Annotated in this window: 24 protein-coding genes, 1 tRNA gene, 1 pseudogene and 1 riboswitch; of the genes and pseudogenes, 14 read left to right on the top strand and 12 right to left on the bottom strand. The window is 37.2% G+C overall.

The features are described 5' to 3' along the window. Positions 1-228: 228 nt before the first annotated feature. Positions 229-301: transfer RNA gene (locus tag JCM12304_RS17620), tRNA-Ala, on the bottom strand. A 118-nt stretch (positions 302-419) separates the two neighbouring features. On the opposite strand from JCM12304_RS17620, the gene JCM12304_RS17615 reads away from it, so the two are divergent. From JCM12304_RS17615 to JCM12304_RS17595, 5 genes are all read left to right on the top strand, one after another. Then, complete coding sequence (locus tag JCM12304_RS17615; RefSeq protein WP_060681838.1) at positions 420-743, top strand: DUF4870 domain-containing protein; 324 nt, start codon at positions 420-422, stop codon at positions 741-743. A 93-nt stretch (positions 744-836) separates the two neighbouring features. Further along, positions 837-1,103: a YhdT family protein gene (locus JCM12304_RS17610; protein WP_019379075.1), complete on the top strand. Its 267-nt coding sequence runs from the start codon at positions 837-839 to the stop codon at positions 1,101-1,103. Continuing rightward, positions 1,100-2,536 carry a sodium/pantothenate symporter gene (gene panF, locus JCM12304_RS17605; RefSeq protein ID WP_060681837.1) on the top strand — a complete coding sequence of 479 codons (1,437 nt, stop codon included), beginning with the start codon at positions 1,100-1,102 and terminating at the stop codon, positions 2,534-2,536. Before JCM12304_RS17610 ends, panF begins: the two co-directional genes overlap by 4 nt. 111 nt (positions 2,537-2,647) lie before the next feature. Then, complete coding sequence (locus JCM12304_RS17600) at positions 2,648-2,911, top strand: hypothetical protein (protein WP_060681836.1); 264 nt, start codon at positions 2,648-2,650, stop codon at positions 2,909-2,911. Continuing rightward, positions 2,895-3,662, top strand: a complete 768-nt coding sequence (locus tag JCM12304_RS17595; RefSeq protein WP_082388074.1) for a DUF4097 family beta strand repeat-containing protein — start codon at positions 2,895-2,897, stop codon at positions 3,660-3,662. Before JCM12304_RS17600 ends, JCM12304_RS17595 begins: the two co-directional genes overlap by 17 nt. A gap of 83 nt (positions 3,663-3,745) precedes the next feature. On the opposite strand, the gene JCM12304_RS17590 is transcribed toward JCM12304_RS17595, so the two are convergent. Further along, positions 3,746-5,743 (bottom strand): acetoacetate--CoA ligase, encoded by a 1,998-nt coding sequence (locus tag JCM12304_RS17590; RefSeq protein WP_060681834.1) that lies wholly within the window; start codon positions 5,741-5,743, stop codon positions 3,746-3,748. 124 nt (positions 5,744-5,867) lie between these two features. Further along, positions 5,868-6,125 (bottom strand): hypothetical protein, encoded by a 258-nt coding sequence (locus JCM12304_RS17585; RefSeq protein ID WP_019379079.1) that lies wholly within the window; start codon positions 6,123-6,125, stop codon positions 5,868-5,870. A 149-nt stretch (positions 6,126-6,274) separates the two neighbouring features. Here JCM12304_RS17585 and JCM12304_RS17580 point away from each other — a divergent pair, with 149 nt between their 5' ends. Beyond that, the gene (locus tag JCM12304_RS17580; RefSeq protein WP_060681833.1) at positions 6,275-7,765 is read left to right on the top strand and encodes a BCCT family transporter; all 1,491 of its coding nucleotides are present in this window, start codon (positions 6,275-6,277) and stop codon (positions 7,763-7,765) included. 118 nt (positions 7,766-7,883) lie between these two features. Here JCM12304_RS17580 and JCM12304_RS17575 read toward each other — a convergent pair whose 3' ends face one another. From JCM12304_RS17575 to JCM12304_RS17565, 4 genes are all read right to left on the bottom strand, one after another. After that, the gene (locus JCM12304_RS17575) at positions 7,884-8,336 is read right to left on the bottom strand and encodes a YueI family protein (RefSeq protein WP_060681832.1); all 453 of its coding nucleotides are present in this window, start codon (positions 8,334-8,336) and stop codon (positions 7,884-7,886) included. 110 nt (positions 8,337-8,446) lie between these two features. Then, a complete protein-coding gene (locus tag JCM12304_RS19195; RefSeq protein WP_071648113.1) occupies positions 8,447-8,617 on the bottom strand; it encodes a YfhD family protein in 171 nt (56 codons plus the stop codon). Positions 8,618-8,697: 80 nt separating this feature from the next. After that, on the bottom strand, positions 8,698-9,495 hold the full coding sequence (locus tag JCM12304_RS17570) for a TIGR00266 family protein (protein WP_060681831.1): 798 nt from the start codon (positions 9,493-9,495) through the stop codon (positions 8,698-8,700). Positions 9,496-9,696: 201 nt separating this feature from the next. Further along, positions 9,697-10,311 (bottom strand): spore coat protein, encoded by a 615-nt coding sequence (locus JCM12304_RS17565; RefSeq protein ID WP_060681830.1) that lies wholly within the window; start codon positions 10,309-10,311, stop codon positions 9,697-9,699. Between the two features lie 282 nt (positions 10,312-10,593). On the opposite strand from JCM12304_RS17565, the pseudogene JCM12304_RS17560 reads away from it, so the two are divergent. Then, positions 10,594-11,426: pseudogene (locus JCM12304_RS17560) on the top strand (MBL fold metallo-hydrolase). A 98-nt stretch (positions 11,427-11,524) separates the two neighbouring features. Here JCM12304_RS17560 and JCM12304_RS17555 read toward each other — a convergent pair. Both JCM12304_RS17555 and JCM12304_RS17550 read right to left on the bottom strand, forming a co-directional pair. Next, the gene (locus JCM12304_RS17555; protein ID WP_060681829.1) at positions 11,525-11,920 is read right to left on the bottom strand and encodes a hypothetical protein; all 396 of its coding nucleotides are present in this window, start codon (positions 11,918-11,920) and stop codon (positions 11,525-11,527) included. Between the two features lie 111 nt (positions 11,921-12,031). Continuing rightward, positions 12,032-12,796, bottom strand: a complete 765-nt coding sequence (locus JCM12304_RS17550; protein ID WP_060681828.1) for an exodeoxyribonuclease III — start codon at positions 12,794-12,796, stop codon at positions 12,032-12,034. Positions 12,797-13,036: 240 nt separating this feature from the next. On the opposite strand from JCM12304_RS17550, the gene JCM12304_RS17545 reads away from it, so the two are divergent. From JCM12304_RS17545 to JCM12304_RS17530, 4 genes are read left to right on the top strand one after another with little or no spacing between them, the layout of a single operon-like run. Beyond that, the gene (locus tag JCM12304_RS17545) at positions 13,037-13,405 is read left to right on the top strand and encodes a GntR family transcriptional regulator (RefSeq protein WP_060681827.1); all 369 of its coding nucleotides are present in this window, start codon (positions 13,037-13,039) and stop codon (positions 13,403-13,405) included. 15 nt (positions 13,406-13,420) lie between these two features. Further along, positions 13,421-14,110, top strand: coding sequence for an ABC transporter ATP-binding protein (locus JCM12304_RS17540; RefSeq protein ID WP_060681826.1), 690 nt, complete (start codon positions 13,421-13,423; stop codon positions 14,108-14,110). Next, the gene (locus JCM12304_RS17535; RefSeq protein ID WP_060681825.1) at positions 14,107-14,943 is read left to right on the top strand and encodes a hypothetical protein; all 837 of its coding nucleotides are present in this window, start codon (positions 14,107-14,109) and stop codon (positions 14,941-14,943) included. Before JCM12304_RS17540 ends, JCM12304_RS17535 begins: the two co-directional genes overlap by 4 nt. An 11-nt stretch (positions 14,944-14,954) precedes the next feature. Further along, positions 14,955-16,181: a hypothetical protein gene (locus JCM12304_RS17530; RefSeq protein WP_060681824.1), complete on the top strand. Its 1,227-nt coding sequence runs from the start codon at positions 14,955-14,957 to the stop codon at positions 16,179-16,181. Between the two features lie 16 nt (positions 16,182-16,197). On the opposite strand, the gene JCM12304_RS17525 is transcribed toward JCM12304_RS17530, so the two are convergent. Continuing rightward, positions 16,198-16,539, bottom strand: coding sequence for a thioredoxin family protein (locus JCM12304_RS17525; protein WP_019379092.1), 342 nt, complete (start codon positions 16,537-16,539; stop codon positions 16,198-16,200). A gap of 112 nt (positions 16,540-16,651) precedes the next feature. Between JCM12304_RS17525 and JCM12304_RS17520 the strand changes: the two genes are divergently transcribed. From JCM12304_RS17520 to JCM12304_RS17510, 3 genes are all read left to right on the top strand, one after another. Beyond that, complete coding sequence (locus tag JCM12304_RS17520) at positions 16,652-16,831, top strand: YczO family protein (protein WP_019379093.1); 180 nt, start codon at positions 16,652-16,654, stop codon at positions 16,829-16,831. A 351-nt stretch (positions 16,832-17,182) separates the two neighbouring features. Continuing rightward, positions 17,183-17,593: a hypothetical protein gene (locus JCM12304_RS17515; protein WP_019379094.1), complete on the top strand. Its 411-nt coding sequence runs from the start codon at positions 17,183-17,185 to the stop codon at positions 17,591-17,593. A 39-nt stretch (positions 17,594-17,632) separates the two neighbouring features. Then, positions 17,633-17,917 carry a hypothetical protein gene (locus tag JCM12304_RS17510; protein ID WP_019379095.1) on the top strand — a complete coding sequence of 95 codons (285 nt, stop codon included), beginning with the start codon at positions 17,633-17,635 and terminating at the stop codon, positions 17,915-17,917. 130 nt (positions 17,918-18,047) lie between these two features. Here JCM12304_RS17510 and lipA read toward each other — a convergent pair whose 3' ends face one another. Then, positions 18,048-18,992, bottom strand: a complete 945-nt coding sequence (gene lipA / locus JCM12304_RS17505; protein WP_060681823.1) for a lipoyl synthase — start codon at positions 18,990-18,992, stop codon at positions 18,048-18,050. Positions 18,993-18,996: 4 nt separating this feature from the next. Further along, positions 18,997-19,818, bottom strand: coding sequence for a lipoate--protein ligase family protein (lipM, locus tag JCM12304_RS17500; protein WP_060681822.1), 822 nt, complete (start codon positions 19,816-19,818; stop codon positions 18,997-18,999). 140 nt (positions 19,819-19,958) lie between these two features. Beyond that, positions 19,959-20,066, bottom strand: a riboswitch (TPP riboswitch). Positions 20,067-20,219: the final 153 nt, after the last annotated feature.

Below are 20,219 nucleotides of genomic sequence, written 5' to 3'. Positions count from 1 at the left end.
AAGTACAAGCAGCGAGAGCAGGGAAGTCATCCGTAGAAGAAATAAATCGCCAGCAGAGCAGGAGAATCCACGGAGATATTTAGGAACTAGTTTGCTTGAGTATATATTTGTCCAAATTGGCCGATTATAATCACATCAAAAGTTACTTTGTTTGAATAACCGCAACATATATATTAGAGACATTAAAACGACAAAAAAAGAAGCCATATATGGCTTCTTTTTATAAGATGGAGCATAGCGGGCTCGAACCGCTGACCTCTTGTCTGCCAGACAAGCGCTCTCCCAGCTGAGCTAATGCCCCGAGTACATAAAAGATTATATACGTATTTGAATTAGTTTTCAAGTATAAATAACAATTTTAACTTCTTCTAATATTCTATAGTTATGTATTATAATTGCAAGAAAGGAGGTAAGACAATATGCCTACAGAAGATGACCGCTTATTTTCCATGCTCATTTATGTTTTGAGTTTTCCATTCCCCGTGTTGGGCCCTTTGCTCATATGGCTGTTCAAAAGAGAAGAATCAGAATTTGTGGATTATCATGGGAAGGAATATTTTAACTTCCTAGTCTCTTTTACTATTTATGGCATTATAAGTGGAATATTAGTTTTGATTCTAATTGGTATCCTAATGTTAATTATACTCGGGATAATTGTGTTTATCCTAACTATCGTTGCAGCTGTAAAAGCCTACCAGGGAGAAAAGTATAGGTTTCCACTGACCATTCATTTTGTAAAATAGGGGGAGAGCCATGCTGGTTCTCTTTTTTCTTTGCCTTATTTACGTTATATTTATATTTATATTAATTTATTTATTATATAAGGAGAGTTAGCCATGCGGGAAAAAGAAGAGCAATTTAAGGTTGCGCATAGAGAAGCATTAATTGGCGTTGGCTTGGTTATTTTTAACTTTATTTGGTGGTATGGTTTTGCCTATGGAATGGGAAGTAAGAAGCCAGAAGAATATACCTATGTATTTGGGTTACCTGCCTGGTTTTTTTACAGCTGTGTCCTTGGTTTTATTGTGATGGCTATATTAGTCACGGTAGTTGTGAAGAAGTTCTTTGTAGAGATCCCATTTGAAGAGGAGCCGGAGAAATGAATTGGCAAGCACTCGTACCGTTAATCGGAATTCTATTAATTATTTTTGCTGTTGGGGTTTGGGCTGGTAAATCCCTCCGTTCCTCGACTTCCTTTCTGCAGGATTACTTTCTTGGAGGCAGAAGTATGGGCGGCTTTCTACTTGCTATGACGATGACTGCTACTTATGGAAGTGCCAGCAGCTTTATCGGTGGGCCTGGAACTGCCTATACCCAAGGTTTAGGTTGGGTTTTATTAGCAATGACTCAAGTGGCGACAGGATATTTTGTACTTATGATTCTTGGTAAGAAGTTTGCTATTGTCACCCGGCGATATAATGCTTTAACATTGGTTGACTTTTTAAAAGAAAGGTACCAGTCCAAGTGGGTAGTTTTGCTTTCTGCTATTAGCATTATTATCTTTTTATTTTCTGCAATGGCAGCTCAATGGATTGGTGGAGCAAGGTTAATTGAATCCCTGACTGGAATTAGTTATACAAGTGCACTGTTTATTTTTGCTTTATCTGTGTTGATCTATGTAACCGTAGGAGGGTTTCGTGCTGTCGCTTTAACGGATGCAATTCAAGGGAGTATTATGTTTGTTGGAACCTTAATCTTACTTATAGCCGTCATTATAGCAGGCGGAGGGATTACCTCCATCATTACAGATTTAAGGGTAGAAAATCCAAATCTGATTACTCCTTTTGGCGCTGAGGGTACACTAACCCCTGCATATGTTTCTTCCTTTTGGCTATTGGTAGGAGTGGGGGTGGTCGCATTGCCTCAAATAGCTGTGCGGGCAATGTCATACAAAAATTCCCGTTCCATGCATCGTGCCATTATAATAGGCACAGTAGTGGTTGGTGTGATTATGCTGAATATGCATTTAATTGGTGTTTTTGCCAGACCGATTTTGCCAGGAATAGAGGTAGGGGATAAAGTAATGCCTTTAATTGCATTAGAGGTAATGCCCGCTTGGCTTGCAGGTATCGTTTTAGCGGCTCCGATGGCTGCTATTATGTCCACTGTAGATTCACTCTTATTACTGGTGAGTTCTACCTTAGTGAAGGATATTTATCTCAATTATGTTCAACCAAATGCATCAAATGAACGAGTAAAGCGATTAAGCTTTGGAATTACTGCTCTTTTAGGAATCTTCGTCTTCATTATGGCTTTAGATCCTCCAAATTTAATTATTTGGTTAAACTTGTTTGCGTTTGGTGGCTTGGAGGCTGCATTTATCTGGCCAATTGTAATGGGGTTATACTGGAAGAAGGGGAATAAATATGGTGCTTTAGCATCGATGGTTTCTGGTGTAGCATTATACATATTGTCAGATCAGTTTTTCCCTCAGCCATTTGGAATGCACTCCGTCGTATTACCTGTATTCATCTCGTTTGTATTTTATGTAGTGGTAAGTATGATGACAGACCGAAAATTATCTGCTAACTTATAGAGAATAAAATCAGTCTTTGGTCGGAGATAGAATACGTCGGTAGCTACTTTATTGCTTGAATGTAACTAGTGTAAGGTAGGACTAACGATAAATCGAGATGGAGGGGTAAGAGTGGCTAATTTTATAAAAACGGTAAAAAATAATGTGGAATATGGTAGTACTACAGAACAGTGGACGATTAATATAGATAAACTAAGTAAAATAAGAGTAGAAACAGAGGAGGCGAAGATAGCAGTTATAATTCAAGACACCCCTGGAATAGAAGTTGTCTTAGAAACATACGAGGGTGGGCCTGAGTTATCTACTAACCTGACGAAGGATGAACTCGAAATAAAAGCACTTTCTACTAAGCAAACTTTTGCGCAAAAAACATAATTGCCGGCTTATACTTTTCGTCTCATCCTCTATTGCAGACAATTGGGAGCTTCTTACAAGCTCAGGTGATGTGCATCTTACTCAACTTGTAACAAATATACTGAAATGTAGGACTAGCTCAGGGGAGATCCTATGTCAGCAATTAACAACAAAAGAAACACATCTAAAAACTTCTTCCGGAGATATCACTTTCTCCGTATTGGAAGATCAGAACAATGTAGAGAATTCTGGTGCTCCTTCTGGTGATACGTATTTATCTACTAGTTCAGGAGACGTTAAGATAGAAAAGATTAAAGGAAGAAAGTTAAGAATTAAAACATCATCTGGAGATATTCACCTCCATAATCTCTTAATGCATGAGGCTACCTTACACAGTTCCTCCGGAGATATGACCGGAAAAGATATTTGTTTGGAAAAGTTGCTTTTCACTTCATCCTCCGGGAACTTTTTGATCAAAGAGGTTTCTGGACAACTGCAAGGATCGACTAGTTCCGGTGATGTTAAAGTAACAATTGTAGAACAGGCACCGTTAGAAATTGGGACAAGCAGTGGGGATATAAGCATTGGTTTTCTCAGTTCTATTTTGGACGGGAAGATTAGAGTTGAAACAGGTAGCGGAGAAATCAAAAATAATTTAGTGATGGATATAGAGAAACAAGAAAGCAATTGTTTAGAAGGAAAAATAGGACAAGCACGAACCGTGTACCAAATGAAAGCAAGATCAGGAGATGTGTATATTTATGAAATATAAATAAGACACGAGCTATAGAAGGGTTCGTGTCTTATTATTTGTGAATTATATATAAAGGCAGCTACTAAGGGCTCTGCAAAAATCTATGAATCTTTATCCATTGCTAATTTGTCTTCCGCAAATTTGATAAAATAATTTAAGGAGGCTTCATTACTAAGTGCGCCTTTATTTACTACTTCATCAACTCTTTTTCCCATTAGTATTTTTTTAACAGGAACTTCTAATTTTTTTCCATTTAGAGTTTTAGGTAAATCATACACTTCAAAAAAATCGGTGGGAACATGGCGAGGGGAGCATTGTGTACGAATGTGATTCTTTAATTTCTTAATCGTTTCCTCCGTAAGTGTATATTCTTTTTTCATAACAACGAATAAAGGTGTAAATGAATCACCATTTTCGTTAGGAATATCTACAATTAAACTATCGGCAACTTCTTCAACCTGATCTACAGCACGATAGATTTCACTTGTACCGATGCGGATTCCGCCTCGGTTAATGGTAGCATCTGAACGACCATAAATAACACAGGTTTCCCGATCAGTAATTTTTAAATAATCTCCATGACACCAGATACCGGAATACATATCAAAATAACTATCTTTTAGACGTTCGCCATTTTTGTCTCCCCAAAAGTATATTGGCATGGAAGGGAAGGGTTCGGTTAAGACTAGCTCCCCGACTTCGTTAATTAGTGGCTCTCCTTTGTCATCAAAGCTTTCGATTTTTGCACCCAGCCCTCGACACTGTAGCTCGCCAGCATAGACAGGCAATATAGGTGCACCAAGAATGAAAGCAGTGCACACGTCCGTCCCGCCACTTGCCGATGCAATCCATATATCACTTTTAATATTTTCATAGCACCATTGGAAGCCTTCAGGTGGAAGCGGTGATCCAGTGGAACTAATACACTTCAAATTACTTAAATCATAATCAGTACCAGGGTGTATTTCGTCCTTCATGCAGGCGGTAATGTAGCTCGCGCTTGTACCGAAGACAGTCATTTTTGTTTCTTCAGCAAATTCCCAAAGCATGTTCTTGTCGGGAAAAGCTGGATTCCCATCATATAATAAAATAGTACTTCCGGTTAACAAACCTCCAACTAGAAAATTCCACATCATCCATCCTGTGGTAGTAAACCAAAAGAAACGATCGTTTTCTTCAAGATCAGCATGGAAAGTCAATGCTTTTAAATGTTCAAGCAAAATCCCACCTTGACTCTGAACAATTGGTTTTGGCTTGCCGGTTGTGCCGGAAGAAAACAAAATCCATAAAGGATCATTGAAGGGCACATGTACATAGTCTAATATTTGATGTTCTTGGTCTTGGAGAGCCGTCTCCCATAACGTAACATTTTTTAGTTTTGAAAAATCCGCATTTGCGTTTAAGTATGGGATCCCAATGGTTGCTTCTAAAGTAGGTAGTTCTGCTTGAATTTGTTCTACTACCTTACTTCGATCAAATCGTTTTCCACCATAACTATATCCATCTACAGTGAACATTACTTTAGGTTCAATTTGTTTAAACCGGTCAATAACACTCTGTGTGCCAAAGTCAGGAGAGGCACTGGACCAGATTGCTCCAAGACTCGCTGTAGCAAGAAAAGCAATAACAGTTTCATAGATATTTGATACATAGGCAACCACTCGGTCACCCTTTTTCACCCCTAGTTCCATTAGCTTTTTTTGTATGGAAGCGGTTTGCTGATAGAGCTGCTGCCACGTAATTTCTGCTGTCTCTCTAATCTCCGAACGGTGTATGATAGCAGCTTTATTGTTTTTTCTATTTCTAAAAATATGCTCTGTATAATTTATATTGGCTTCAGGGAACCACTTTGCCCCTGGCATTTGATGTGTTGATAGTATTTTTTGATAGGGAGTCTGTGATTGTATTTGGAAATATTCCCACTGTGATTTCCAAAATTCTTCTACTTCTGCAACAGACCATTGCCAAAGAGAGGAATAATCGTTAAATTGCTTTTCTTTGTTTTGTTTTAACCAATCCATATAGGCGTATATATTGGAAGTCTTTATTCGGCTCTCTGTTGGCTCCCATAGCAATGTTCCTTCCTCTACGTGTTTCATCATATCCCTCCCGAATGTATTAACACTATTATATGAAACCGTTTTCTTCGTGTAAAGAAAAGAAAGTGGGGTGACAAGGGAAGAAAAGTAGAACTCTTCAAAATAGAAGAGTTCTAAAAAAGAATTATCCGTTCGATCGCTTTTGATATTGCGCGAACTTTAAAAATGTATTTTCGTCTTCAATAAGCCCGCAGGATCCACATTGAACTCGATAGGAGGGTCCATTATAACTCATATGAAAAACCTCCACATTTTCATTTGTATACTCTTTTAGCACTTCGCCAGTTTGCGGATCCAACTTAACAGGCTTTGCGGTTTGTTCAATAATGTTAAATCTTGAACTGTTTGTTTTGCAATTAGGACAACGATACGGTTCATTCATAAAAAACACCTCCATAGATAATACTTATTTTGTGAAGAAACAGAAAAAAGATGTATACAGAAGTAAATTTTGGTTTTAACTACTTGTATTTTGGGTATATAAATTGCTAGTGTAGGTATTTGTACATAAAAAATTATAGAGGTGAAGGGATGAAGAATGTAAGCAAGGTATTTTGGTATTCCATTTTGATCTGTGCTGCCATTGTCGTATATGGTTCAATAGCACCGAAGCAATTGGAAGCCTTTACGAGTGAAGTTACTACGAGTATTTCTGTGAATTTTGGATGGTATTATTTACTTATTGTAATGCTCATGCTAATTTTTTGTATTTACTTAGTTTTTTCTCGATATGGAAATATTCGATTAGGAAAAGAAGGGGAGAAGCCTGAATTCAGTTTGCCATCTTGGTTTGCTATGTTATTTAGTGCAGGCATGGGTATTGGATTGGTTTTTTGGACAACAGCAGAGCCGATTTCCCATGCATTTACGAGCACGCCGGGGGCAGAGACGGGTTCGGATACCGCAATAAAAGAAGGATTAAAGTATTCCTTTTTTCATTGGGGTTTGCATGCATGGGCGGTATATGGACTTGTGGCATTAGTCCTTGCTTATTTTAAGTTCCATCGTGACTCTCCTGGATTAATTAGTGCCACGCTAGTTCCCTTATTTGGTGAAAAGAGCATGCGGGGAGTTGCAGGAAAGATCATTGATACACTTGCTGTAGTGGCAACTGTAATTGGGGTAGCAGCTACACTTGGGTTTGGTTCTGCCCAAATATCTGGTGGTTTTGCTTTCTTGTTTGGTACGCCTGAAACCTTCTCCGTACAATTGTTAATTATTGTAATTGCTACTATTTTGTTTATTATTTCTGCATGGTCTGGTATTGGAAGAGGAATCAGATATTTAAGTAATACTAATATGGTAATTGCGATTATTTTATTGATTATGCTATTTATCGCTGGCCCAACGCTTTATATCTTAAATATGTTTACAACAACGCTTGGAAGCTATGTATCAGACTTTTTTGACATGAGCTTACGTTTGGCTCCACTGAATAATGAAAATAGAGGCTGGATTAATAGCTGGACGATATTTTATTGGGCATGGTGGATATCCTGGGCTCCATTTGTTGGGGTATTTATTGCAAGAATATCGAGGGGAAGAACAGTAAAGGAATTTTTAATTGGGGTACTGCTAGTTCCAAGTATCATTTGCTTTATCTTCTTCTCTGTCTTCGGCGTGTCTGCGTTGAATCTTGAACAAAATGGAATAGCAAAAATTTCCGAACTAACATTGGAAACATCTACGTTTGGTGTTCTGGCTGAATATCCGTTAGGTTTTATTATGTCCTTAATTACCATCGTTGTCGTAGCTATTTTCTTTATAACTTCAGCTGATTCAGCGACATTCGTACTAGGTATGCTGAGTACGGATGGTCTGCTTAACCCGGCAAACTCAGTGAAAATTATGTGGGGGCTTGCCCAATCTGCTGTAGCAGCTATTATTGTTTATTTTGGTGGCACGCAGGGACTGCAAAACATGCTCATTATTGCAGCATTGCCTTTCTCCATTGTTATGTTGCTCATGGGAGCTTCCTTCTTTAAGGCAGTTAGAGAGGAAGCCGGCCCTCACAGGAAATAAATTTTTAACGATCTGTACAGAAAACGTTTAAAAGGGCAGGGAGCTGCTACGCACTATTGCGAACAAGCTCCTTGCCCTTTTTAGTTATATTAGCTTTTAACAAGACAAGTAAAATCGCTTAATTTGTCTTAAATAGACGGCTTATTTTTTTCATGAAAGAAGGCTTAGCGGTTTCGTTCTCTTTTTTTTCTTTAACAATTTCTTCTTCTTCAATAAAAATGTTTTCCTTTTCTACTGCATAATCATAGGCAAGTACAGCGCCGATATTTGTATCTTCTTCCTCGTTCGTCACGGTAGTATAGGAAATGTTGTATTTTTCTGCCAAGGCTTTTTCTTCCTTTAAAAAGCGATGTGATACATGCCCATTTATTAAGAGCTGGGCATCTTTATTTTCTTTCATTGCTTCTTCCAGTTTTTTAAGTCCCTTGTCAGACATCACCTGTCCTTTTGTAAGAGCAAGTACAATTCTTTCTCTTAGAGTACCAAGGTATTGCTTTCTTTCTTCTTCTTTTGGTCTGCGGGCACCGTAAATACCTTCTGTTAAATAATCATCCACATCTTTTGGGGCCATAGTAAAACCTCACTTCCACTAAGTAAAATGATCTTCTATGCTAAGTATACAAATAGTGTAGCTTGAAGGCAAAAAAGCAATTCACTTTTTAGTGAATTGCTTTAAACGATTTATTTTCTTTTAGCGCGTTTGTTTGCAGCTCTGCTTCTTGCTTGTGCTTCTTTATCATTTTGGTCTGCAAATTCTTCAGAAAACTCTACATCAATTCCATCAGATAATTGATTTTTGGGTGTTTGTGCAAGAAAACTGTTTTTGGACTTTCTGTGCTCATCTCTTCCCATAAAGACCACCCTTTCAGTTATTAATGGTTCCTCTTTAGTATGTGTGAAAGGTTAAGAAATCTACATGGTAATTTTTAAAATTACTTACGGTCGCCCCCAAGAATATCAAATAATCCTCCGGCTATACTACCTTCTCCTTTTGAGCCTCCACGTTCTGGTGCGGCAGCAAAAATTCTGCTTGCAAGTCTGCTGAATGGTAAGGATTGAACCCATACTGTTCCCGGCCCTCTTAGAGTAGCAAAGAATAAACCTTCGCCACCAAACAAAGCTGTTTTTATCCCACCAACATATTCGATGTTGTAGTCAATATCACCTGTCATAGCCACAAGGCACCCTGTATCTACTCGAATGGATTCGCCAACCCCAAGTTCTTTTTTATATATCGTTCCACCAGCATGTACAAAAGCCATACCGTCTCCTTCCAGCTTCTGCATAATAAATCCTTCACCACCAAAAAAACCGGTGCCAAGTTTTCGTTGAAATTCGATCCCAACAGTAACTCCTTTGGCTGCTGCTAAAAAGGCATCCTTTTGGCAAATTAACTTTCCACTTATTTCACTTAAGTCCATTGGAATAATTTTTCCAGGGTATGGGGAAGCAAAGGATACATGCTTTTTTCCGACTCCTTCGTTTGTGAATGCAGTCATAAACAAACTTTCGCCTGTAAGTACGCGTTTTCCTGCACCAATCAGTTTTCCCATAAGTCCACCTTGATTAGAAGAAGAACCATCACCAAAAATGGTTTCCATTCGGATCTGATCATCCATCATCATTAAACTACCAGCTTCCGCAATAACTGTTTCCTCTGGATCAAGTTCCACTTCTACAAACTGCATATCATCTCCATGTAATTGGTAATCAATTTCGTGATTATTCATCTTTCCAGCCCCTTATCTATTCGTATAATAGATAATACGCTGGGTATTTCTGAAAGTTTCAAAAATAATTACATCCGTACTATTTTATTCTATAGTTATACAATGCAAAATTGCTGACGTAAGGGCCTAAATAGAAGATCCCGAAAAAGGTGACTTGCAATTATAAAGCAAGTCACCTTATTATCTGAAATTCTATTCGTATTAATGTGGCATAGTTCCTTGTACAGGAGCGAAACTGTTTCTATAGTTTTGCATATCCTGTGGTTGTAATTGTGGAGTTTGATAATACTGATTTTTATTTTGGTATAAAAATACCTCGTAAGCCATTTCAATCATGTTTGGTACACTATCTGCAAACACTCTTCTTAAAACTGGATTGGTCATTTCCAATGCCGTCATTGTAAAAGTAGATGCATTCTGTTTCAAGGCTCCCATCATAAAGCCGGAAATACATTGGTCATTTATTTCACTTACTGACTGTGCGGGTGTTTTCGGTTGGGAAGGCTGCATGCCATAAACTACATTATTACTTAGAGCCATTTCATATGTTTGTGTTTTTACTGAAGGCTCTTGTCCAGTTTTTAATGTTTCCACAATGGTATTGTACAGTTGAGTTAAGAAAGTTTTGTGCTTTTGCATCATTGTCTTTAACTCTGGGTCCTGGATATGCTGTTCATAAAATAAGCTTTGCTCCATTCCTCCAATTAGGCCGGAAATGGCCTCGTGGGCGTCAAACATTTCATGGCCACCATGGCTTTGCTGTGTAGGCATTTGTGTTGATTCTTTAAAATTTTGAGTGTTTTGCTGATGTTGCATATTGTTTCCTCCTTTTATAATAAAACTGTAATGGGAACAGGTTTATTTTTAGCTGTTGTGTGTAAATTATTCGTTTGTTCGTTGAAGGCCATGAATTATCTACGTACTATATGTTGAAATATGCTACTATGAAAGTAATAAATTTTCCATAAAGGGTGGGGAATTATCATGCATAAGAAAAATCCGATAAGACTTGGTCAACGGATACATCTCATAGATGGTTTTGACCTTGATGTACCAGACCGAACAGGAACATATGTAATTGATGAGGAAGAATTAACATTGATTGAGACAGGGCCAAGCCCATCTGTTAAATATGTGAAAAAAGGCTTGGAACAACTTGGATTTGCTTTAGATCAGGTGAAATATATTATTGTGACACATATACACCTTGATCATGCAGGAGGAGCGGGTTTGTTAGTAAAGGAATGCCCTCATGCAAAGGTGGTTGTTCATCCAAAAGGAAAAAGGCATCTGATAAATCCGAGAAAACTGGCCGCAGGAGCAAGAGCAATATATGGAGAAAGCTTTTCAGAGTTATTTGACCCTATTGTTCCCATTGCTGAGGAAAGATTACTTATAAAAGAGGATGGAGATACATTACAGGTAGGTCCAACTGTTCCTTGGAATTTCTTGATACACCCGGGCATGCAAAACATCATTTTAGTATTTACGATCCAATAAGTAATGGGATGTTTACAGGAGATACGGTTGGAATACGTTATCAACAATTAATTAATGAGGGAGTCGGACTTTTTCTTCCTTCTACTTCACCAAACCAATTCAGCCCGCATGATATGAAAAGTTCTATAGAACGAATGCAGGAGAGAAACCTCAGCCGAATTTACTTCGGGCATTTTGGTATGACAGAAAGCCCTGATAAAGCATTGCGGCAGGTAGTTGAATGGCTTGAAATTTTTATGGAAGAGGCAGAGCAGGTAGTTGATGTAGAAAAAGGATATGATGAGCTATCGAGAAGAATGCTTGTAAGGGTAAGAGAATATTTACGAGGAAAAGGGATAGACGACAATCATGAGGTTTATATACTCATTAATTTAGACATGCAAGTTAGTGCATTGGGTATCATTGATTACTATAAAAAATTAAAACAATAGTAAAAATAGCACTAAATCCAAAAATTGCGTTAAAGCAGCATACTAAAAAGCCGAACGCGTCTGCAAGGGATTGTTCGGCTTTTTACATCTATGGTAGATTATTTTACTTCTTCTTCTGTCTTCATAAACGTTAAAATTAAAAATAGTAAAAAGCTGAGTAGTAAGATTGAGCCACCAACAATAAACAATACGGTAACTAATCCATCAGGTAAGTTAAATGGTCTTAAATAATACAACCACATGCCCGCAGTTAGACCGATAGCACCAATAATGGCTGTCCAAACATGAGCTGTGGCTACCTTAGTGCTGGCAGGAGTGAAGATCTTATAATACACTGCCCAAGCAAACAAGGTAAGCCAACCTACTACAAGGATATGGGCGTGCACTGTTTTAAATTCATAACCTCCAGCTCCGGCCATATGGGAGCCTAAAAATGCTCCAATCATAGCAAAAACAGCTGAGAAACGAAGTAATGTTTTACTGTATTTATTCATGAAAAGAATCGCTCCTTCGTATAATTAATCAATAATTACAGGATATACTAGTTATATGAACAGAAGATGAACTTATGATTACATCCCTGATTTTACTCTCATTTTCCGTAATCAGGTTGGTTGATTTATTTTTAGCATAACCGGGCAATGGTCACTGCCCAATACTTCGGCATGTATTTGGGAATCGATTAGTAGCCCTGCTAATCTTTCGGAAACAATCAGATAATCAATGCGCCAGCCAATATTTCTCTCGCGGATTGTTTTCATATAAGACCACCATGTATAGAGTCCTTCGGTATCCTTATAAAAGTAACGCAATGTATCAATGAAGCCACCTTCATCTAATAAACGGGTCATCTTACCTCTTTCTTCTAAAGTGAAACCTGAATTTCCATGATTCGTTTTATAATTCCTTAAATCAATTTCCTGATGAGCGACATTTAAGTCTCCACAGTAGATCACAGGTTTATTGGCATCAAGCTGTTTTAGGTATTCAAACAGCTTATCCTCCCACTCCAGCCTTTCTTCCAATCTTGTTAAATCACGCTTAGAGTTTGGAGTGTATACATTTACCAAATAAAAATCGGCATACTCTAACGTAATAATCCGACCTTCAATTTCGTTTTCTTCATCACTCAAACCATAGGTGACCTGTTGGGGCTTCTCTTTAGTGAAAACGGCTGTTCCGGAGTATCCTTTTCTCTCAGCATAGTTCCAGTATTGATAATATCCCGGCAAATCTAATTTAATTTGTCCTTCTTGTAATTTGGTTTCCTGAAGACAAAAAATGTCTGCATCTATTTCATGAAAGTATTCTAAAAAACCCTTTCGTACACATGCTCGAATTCCGTTTACATTCCAAGATACAATTTTCATTGATTTAAAATTAACCCCCTTTTCCCTTTATCTAGTACAGTTTAACACAGAATAAATAAGGGGTGCTTTATTTGGTTTTTCAAATAAATTAAAAATGTATTGACTATTACAGTGTATTAACCATATAATACAGAAAGAGAATGTATTACGTGGTTAATACACTTTTTTGGAATTAGTGTACTAAGGTATTAATACACACAATAAAAGACATCTAAGAATCAGAATATGGGAGCTGTTGCTATGAGGGCTAATTTTAATAATCGAGACCCTGTTTATATTCAAGTTATTCGTCAGTTCAAGGAAAAAATAGCTGCTGGAATGTTGGAGCCAGGTCAAGAAATCCCTTCAAGAAGAGAATTGGCCAACCAATTAAAGATTAATCCAAATACGGCTCAACGAGCATATAAGGAGATGGAGGAACAGAAATTGATTTTTACGGAAAGAAATAACCCAAGCCGAATTACCAAGGATGAAGCTGTGTTAAGAGATGTTCGTGAAGAGTTAATTGCTGAAGCAGTAAATTCCTTTGTAACAGCGGTTCGCCCGATTAATGTACCACTTAATGAAGTGATTGGAATGATTGAAAAAAAATACAAAGAAGAAGCTTAGTGGGGAGGGATAGCCATGATAGAAGTAAGAGACATTAAAAAGAAATTCGGACGTAAGAAAGTACTTAATGGAGTATCATTTACGGCTAATAAAGGAGAAATCACCTGTCTTATTGGCATAAACGGAGCTGGTAAAACGACAATATTAAATGCGATTATGGCACTGACACCTATTTCGGGTGGAGAAATATTGATCAACGGAGAAAAGCTTCATAAAGAGACATATGAAAGAGTAGCATTTATTCCTGATGCTATTACAATGCTGCCCCAGATGACCATTGCTGAGGCAATGGAGTTCATGAAGGATTTTTATAAAAAATGGAACCAAAAACGTGCAGATGAACTGCTTTCGTTCTTTCGGTTGAAACCGGAGGAAAGAATCTCTAGTTTATCCAAAGGAAATACAGCCAAGATGAATTTATTGCTTGGATTAGCTTTGGATGTGGAATTTCTTCTCATGGATGAACCTTTCTCAGGAATTGATATTTTCAGCAGAGAACAGATTGCCGAGGTGTTTACAAGCCATTTAATTGAAGGACGTGGTGTCATAATTACTACACATGAGATAAATGATATAGAGCATTTGATTGATAAAGTAGTTCTCTTAGATGATGGTATAGTAATTAAAGATTTCCATACAGAAGAATTGCGGGCACAGGAAGGGAAATCTGTTGTTGATGTAATGAGAGAGGTGTATAGACAATGAACTATCTGAAGCTTGTTAATTTTGAAGTGAATCGTTTTATTAAAATATATATTGTCTTACTTGGTATAACGATGGTTTCTCAGATTGCTGGTGTTATTGTAAAAGCTAACCAATATGTAGGTGATGTAAATCAGGCTATTTATGAAGAGCTTACACCAAAAGCAGAGTTTTTAGAGATGTATGGGCAGATTAGTATGGGGATGTTAACTCGAAGTATGTGGTTCACCGGTCCAATTGCACTATGTATTGCAGCTCTTTTATTTTACCTGTTTCTTATTTGGTACAGGGATTGGTTTGGGAAGAATACATTTATCTATCGTCTGCTTATGCTCCCGACAGCCAGATTGAACCTGTTTTGGTCAAAAATCACCACAATATTTTTAATGGTTTTGGGATTGGTTGCAGTACAGCTTCTTCTTTTGCCATTAGAAAATCTATTTTTAAGAATGATCGTCTCAAAGGATTTCCGCACGGAATTATCAATCATTCAAATAATCGAACAATCAGGCTACATGAGTGTATTTATACCAACACAACTATTGGAATTCTTTATTAATTATGGAATTGGTTTTATGGTTGTCGTTGTCTTGTTTACAGCTATCTTATTTGAACGCAGTTTCCGATTCAAAGGCATGTTTCTTGGGATCGTTTATGGAGTTAGTTGCACGTTATTATTCCTATCTCCAATACTAATTACGGAGTTAATAGGTGTAGGTGCTAATTATTTTTATCCCAATGAGTTATTCTTGATTGAATTGGCTTTAGGTCTAATTATTGTTGCGGCCTCCATTTATGTCAGTCATTTTCTAATTAAACGAAAGATAACAGTATAGGAGGGGTCACCATGGGGAAATATTGGAAACTATTAACAATTTCGGTTGTAATTGTGATCAGTGTTGGTACATTTTATATAACAACCGCTATTGCTGAGAACTCCTATCCGGATTTTAAATTTAAATTGGAAAAGGGAGATATAAAGGATATACAAAACCTGAAATTAGTAGGTGATTATATACACGGGATGAATGGGGAAGGCGTAGCAATCACTTCAAATGATACGGTATATTCAAGTGAATTATCATATTTTAGCCAGCTGAATAACTCCTTTTATACTGAACCAGCTATTCAGCAACTCCAAAAGGATTACCGCGGTTTTATGCGCGGCAAAACATGGCACACAGCTACTATTAGCCAAGATGAAGAGCAGGTTGTTTATGCAAATGTAAAAGGAAATGATTTTACCAATAAAGTGAAGGAATTTGAAATTGAATTGCTGAATAAGAAAACAAACAACAAAACGATATTTACAGTGGACATACCACATCATGAAAAATATAACTATGTGAATGTAGAAAACGTAAACCTGATAGATGGGAAGGTAAAATTGGTTACGTTAAATTATTTACGTAATCAAGATCAAACGCAGGAGGAGATCCATCTATTTCAGATCGACTTGAAAAAACAAAAGGTGATTGAAAACAAAGTTATTTATTCGAATACAGTACAGAAACAACAAAATAGTAGCCTTTATAGAGTAGAGAGTGGCAATACGACTTCTTTTAATCATTACACTGTTTTTATGAAGGATACTTTTAAAGAAATGAAAGATGAGTATGGAAATTATTATGAAGAAATAGGTGAAAGTGAGCTTATAGCTGTAAACATGCAAACTGGAAAAGTAGCCACATTGCCTATACCGCCGGAACTTGATCTTATGCGAGATGGTTCAACATTTGCAGTTTCCGGGTCAAAGCTTTATTTTCTTCAAGCAGATGGTAAAGGTTATGAAGTACTGGAATATGACTTGGAGAAAGCTGCTTTAAACAAAAAACCAATTACACAGCTTCCTCAATCGGATAGCGCACCTGTTATGCGTAGACAAGTTAAAGCAGAAAATAACAAATTATATATCGTTATACAGGTGCAAAGCCAAAAAGCACCAGCAGATGTTTATGTCATTGATCTAAAAAAACAACAAACGATAGTTGAAGGGAAATTGGTTCCTGAAAAGATAACCAATGATGCTGGGGGCTATGAACTTTATATTAACGATTTCTATGTAAATGAATGAAAAACATGGTTGGCCCTTATTGAGGGTCAACCATGTTTTTATATATCTTATCCAATTTTTCTTCCAATAAATCCATGTGAACTATTCTTGCTTCCCGTAAATATTCTTTTCCTTCTATTAATAGTAAAAGGACTGGAACAGTAAATATGGAAAATCTCCCCGCTATTTCTGGGACTTCTTGTGTATCTATATGTGCTATTTTTATCTCGGGATACTTGTTCATTAGCTCCTGTACTTGTGGTTTCAAACCATGACAGACGCTACAATTGGGACTTGAAATATAAATAAAAGTAAAGGGATGCTGAGTAATGAATTGCTCGGTTTCTTCTAAACTTTTTATATGATCGAATTCTCGCATGTGCTTGCCTCCTCGCTATTATCATACCAACTTTTGATACTTTTAACACAACTTATGTTTATACCTATTAATGAAAAGGAAAACAGTAGAAAAGCGGAGAAGAGGTGATTATATGAACAAGAACGAAAAAGCCAATCAGCATAAGAAAGAAGATAAGCAATACGAAATTGATAAACATGACGAACAAAAATTAGTAGACGACATTCCTATGGAGGAATTAGATAAAGATATGAAGGATGAAAAGAAAAAGCATAAAAGCAAAAATTCATCTGAGAGTGAAAAGAAGTATTAGATCTCTTTCAAGTCGCAAAACAACCCCTTTGGAAACATAAATGTGCTATCTGTACAAGGGATGTGACGGGTCTGAAGATGAAACTTATGCATATATATATTGTAAGCCGCACCCCCCATAATTACTACTAGAGAAAGCCGTTGATAGGCTTTCTTTTTTTTTATGAAATTTATTTTGCGTTTCTAGTCTACTAACCTAGTAATGATAGAAAATATGCGCTTGTCCGCGGTCATCTATCTATTCACTTTAAGAACCTTTACATATATATAGTAGCGTAAGGAAGTTTACTACACATTGTCTAATAGGCAAATGGTAGAAGCTTTCATTACAAAATAAAAAGGAGGAAATATAATGAGAAAAAGTTTTTATGATACGTGTGGAGGACATGGAAAAAAACACCATTGTTGTGGCTCTTCCCATGGTGGAAGAGATATTGATGTAAGCTTGGAGGATATTTTAGTTCAGCTACAGAAGCAGCTTCAAAGACAACGTCAGAACCAGGCACAAGCTCAAGCACAGGATAATGATCAAAGTCAGTTGGATTTTGATAGAAATAGCTTCGATGATAACAACATTGGTAACAATAAATTCGAACCAAAAATTTATATTAAAAATGACATCAGTGTGGTAGCAGTAGCGGTAGCAGTAGCAGTACTTGTTGGTGGCGGGCACAGTGGCACTGGAGGAGCTTTAGACATGGATACTATTCGTGAACTGGTTACTATGTTTAAAGAAGAAAACACAGCCGCAATGGAAGAATAGAGATTTCTTGTAAAAAGAAAGTTGATAGGAGGGAGAAACATGAGTAAAAATGACTTCAGAGATTTAGAAGTGAAGTTAGAAGATATTATGGTGCAGCTTGAAAAGCAACTACAAAGACAGCGTCAAAACCAAAATCAAGCTCAAGCACAAGATAATGATCAAAATCAAGTAGACTCAGACTATACGTCGTTTGATAACAATAATATTGGAAACAATAAATATAAACCAAAAGTGTATATTAAAAATGATGTTACTGCAGTAGCTGTGGCGGTAGCCGTTGCTCTACTGTTCGCTGATAGTGATGCACCTGCCCCACGGTCTTAGCACAGATTAATAAAATTTCCAATATTAAATAGTAATAAAAAGTAAGATCCACAACTCATAAATGTTTAACTGGGAGGCAATGAAACCTCCCAGTTTATTTTTTGTAACTATTTTATAAAGGTTTAACCTATTATAACTTAAAATCCACTTCTTTATCTTCTTGCTTTTCATATCCTTGCATATAGTTAATTCTCCGTTGTGCAGAGGCTTGGCTTACTTGTTCATCAGCATGATAGGATGAGCGGACCATAGGCCCTGATTCACAATGTCTGAATCCTTTCTCAAGAGCAATTTCCTTTAATTCCTGAAATTCATCTGGATGATAATATCTTTCCACAAGTAAATGCTTCTTCGTTGGTTGCAGGTATTGCCCAATTGTCATAATATCAACGCCATGTGCCAGTAAATCATCCATTGCTTGTATAATTTCTTCCTTTGCTTCACCAAGGCCTACCATAATGCTGGACTTTGTAGGTGTTGTAGGGGCAATTAACTTTACTCTCTGGAGGAGCTGCAGAGAACGGTCGTACATTGCCCTTGCACGAACACGTTTTGTTAATCTGCGTACTGTTTCAATATTATGATTGAAGATATCTGGTTTGCTGTTCATTAATGTTGATAAGCTTTCATAGTCACCTTTCATATCAGATGGTAAGATTTCCACCGTACATCCAGGGTTCAATTTACGAATGGCTCTTACTGTTTCAGCGAAAACAGCAGCCCCACCGTCGTTTAAATCATCTCGGGCAACTGCTGTTACTACCACGTGTTTTAACCCCATAATTTCAACAGATTCTGCCACTCTTTCAGGCTCTCCCCAGTCTAATTCATTAGGAAGACCCGTTTTAACTGCACAGAATCGGCAACCACGTGTACAAGTATCACCCAGGATCATAAATGTTGCAGTTTTTCTTTCACTCCAGCATTCGTGAATATTTGGGCATCTGGCTTCTTCACAGACAGTATTTAATTTTTTGTCCCTCATGAGCTTTTTTAGCCCAGTGTAGCTTTTATTTGTATTAATTTTCGTTTTTAACCATTCGGGTTTGCGTATGTATTCCTGTTGTTTTGCCATTTCTTCAGCTCCTAACCATTTTTTTATTTATGTCTTGATATTTCCTTTCTGCCAATTCGTAGACTTCATCCCATTCTTGGGAGGAAAGAACAACAGGATTTAACTTAATATCCAATCCTTTTTTAAAGCCAGCAATAAACGCTGTTTTTACTTCATTATATGTATATCGCTTCTTCGTTAATTCATTTATCGTGCTCGCCTTTTTAGAAAATTGCTTTCTTTTACGTTCACGTATCTCCTCGTTTGGAAATACAAACAAGTCAAAAAGCATATGGTCGTTGATTTCCAAAGGAATGGAGCCATGCTGTAAGAGGACACCTTGTTTTCTTGTTTGAGCATTGCCGGATATTTTCTTTCCATTCACGACTAATTCATAGTACGCCGTTTTTTCAAAGCAGACAGCTGTTCTATCCTTATTGGCCGTTTTGTCCGGTACGGCATAATCCGCTTGTATTCCCAATTCTTGATAACCTGCAAGAACACCTTTTGATAATACATAGTAAGCGTCACGAACTGATTTGGGTATGGCAGGATGGTTCTCCGTAACTACTACACTGTAGGTTAGCTCATTATCATGCAAGACTGCGCTTCCACCTGTTAATCTCCGCACTAATTGACATTGGTGCTTTTTTATAGCTTGTAAATGAATGGATCTCTCTACTTTTTGAAAATGACCTAATGAAAGACTTGGTGTTGACCAGCCATAAAAGCGTATGGTTGGAGGGATTTTACCTTTACTATGCCAGTTTAGAAGGGCTTCATCCAAGGCCATATTAATAGCAGCATCATTACAACCTGAATCTAACAGGTTCCATTCTTCGCTCATTCTGTTACCTCCTTTTAAAAGGGAATTTTGAATTATAAACAATTTCTGGTACTAATCCTGTTTGTGTGGTAATTTTTCAAAATAAAAAGACTGCATTTAAGAGAAAATGCAGTCGGTTATAAATTAGCGTTCCATCCAATTTACAAAGGTGACCTCATTCCCCACGCTAGGATTATCTAGTTCGAGTTCAAAGGGTTAAAACAAATCTGTTTCTCTCAGCCGCTTATGCAGCACCCCTAGTGTCTTACGCCATGTAGTTGTGTTTTATCTAAGTAGTTTTTCTAGATATATCTTAACATTCTTAACTTTAAAGTAAAGGTTTTTGGTTAGTTTAATTTAAAATAGTAATTATTTCCTACACACTTATATAAGCTTAAAAAACGGGGGGAGGGGGAAAATGA

The organism is Virgibacillus halodenitrificans JCM 12304 (assembly GCF_001310895.1).
Classification (GTDB): Bacteria; Bacillota; Bacilli; order Bacillales; family Amphibacillaceae; genus Virgibacillus_Q; species Virgibacillus_Q halodenitrificans.
This window is presented reverse-complemented; position numbering and strand designations above follow the sequence as displayed.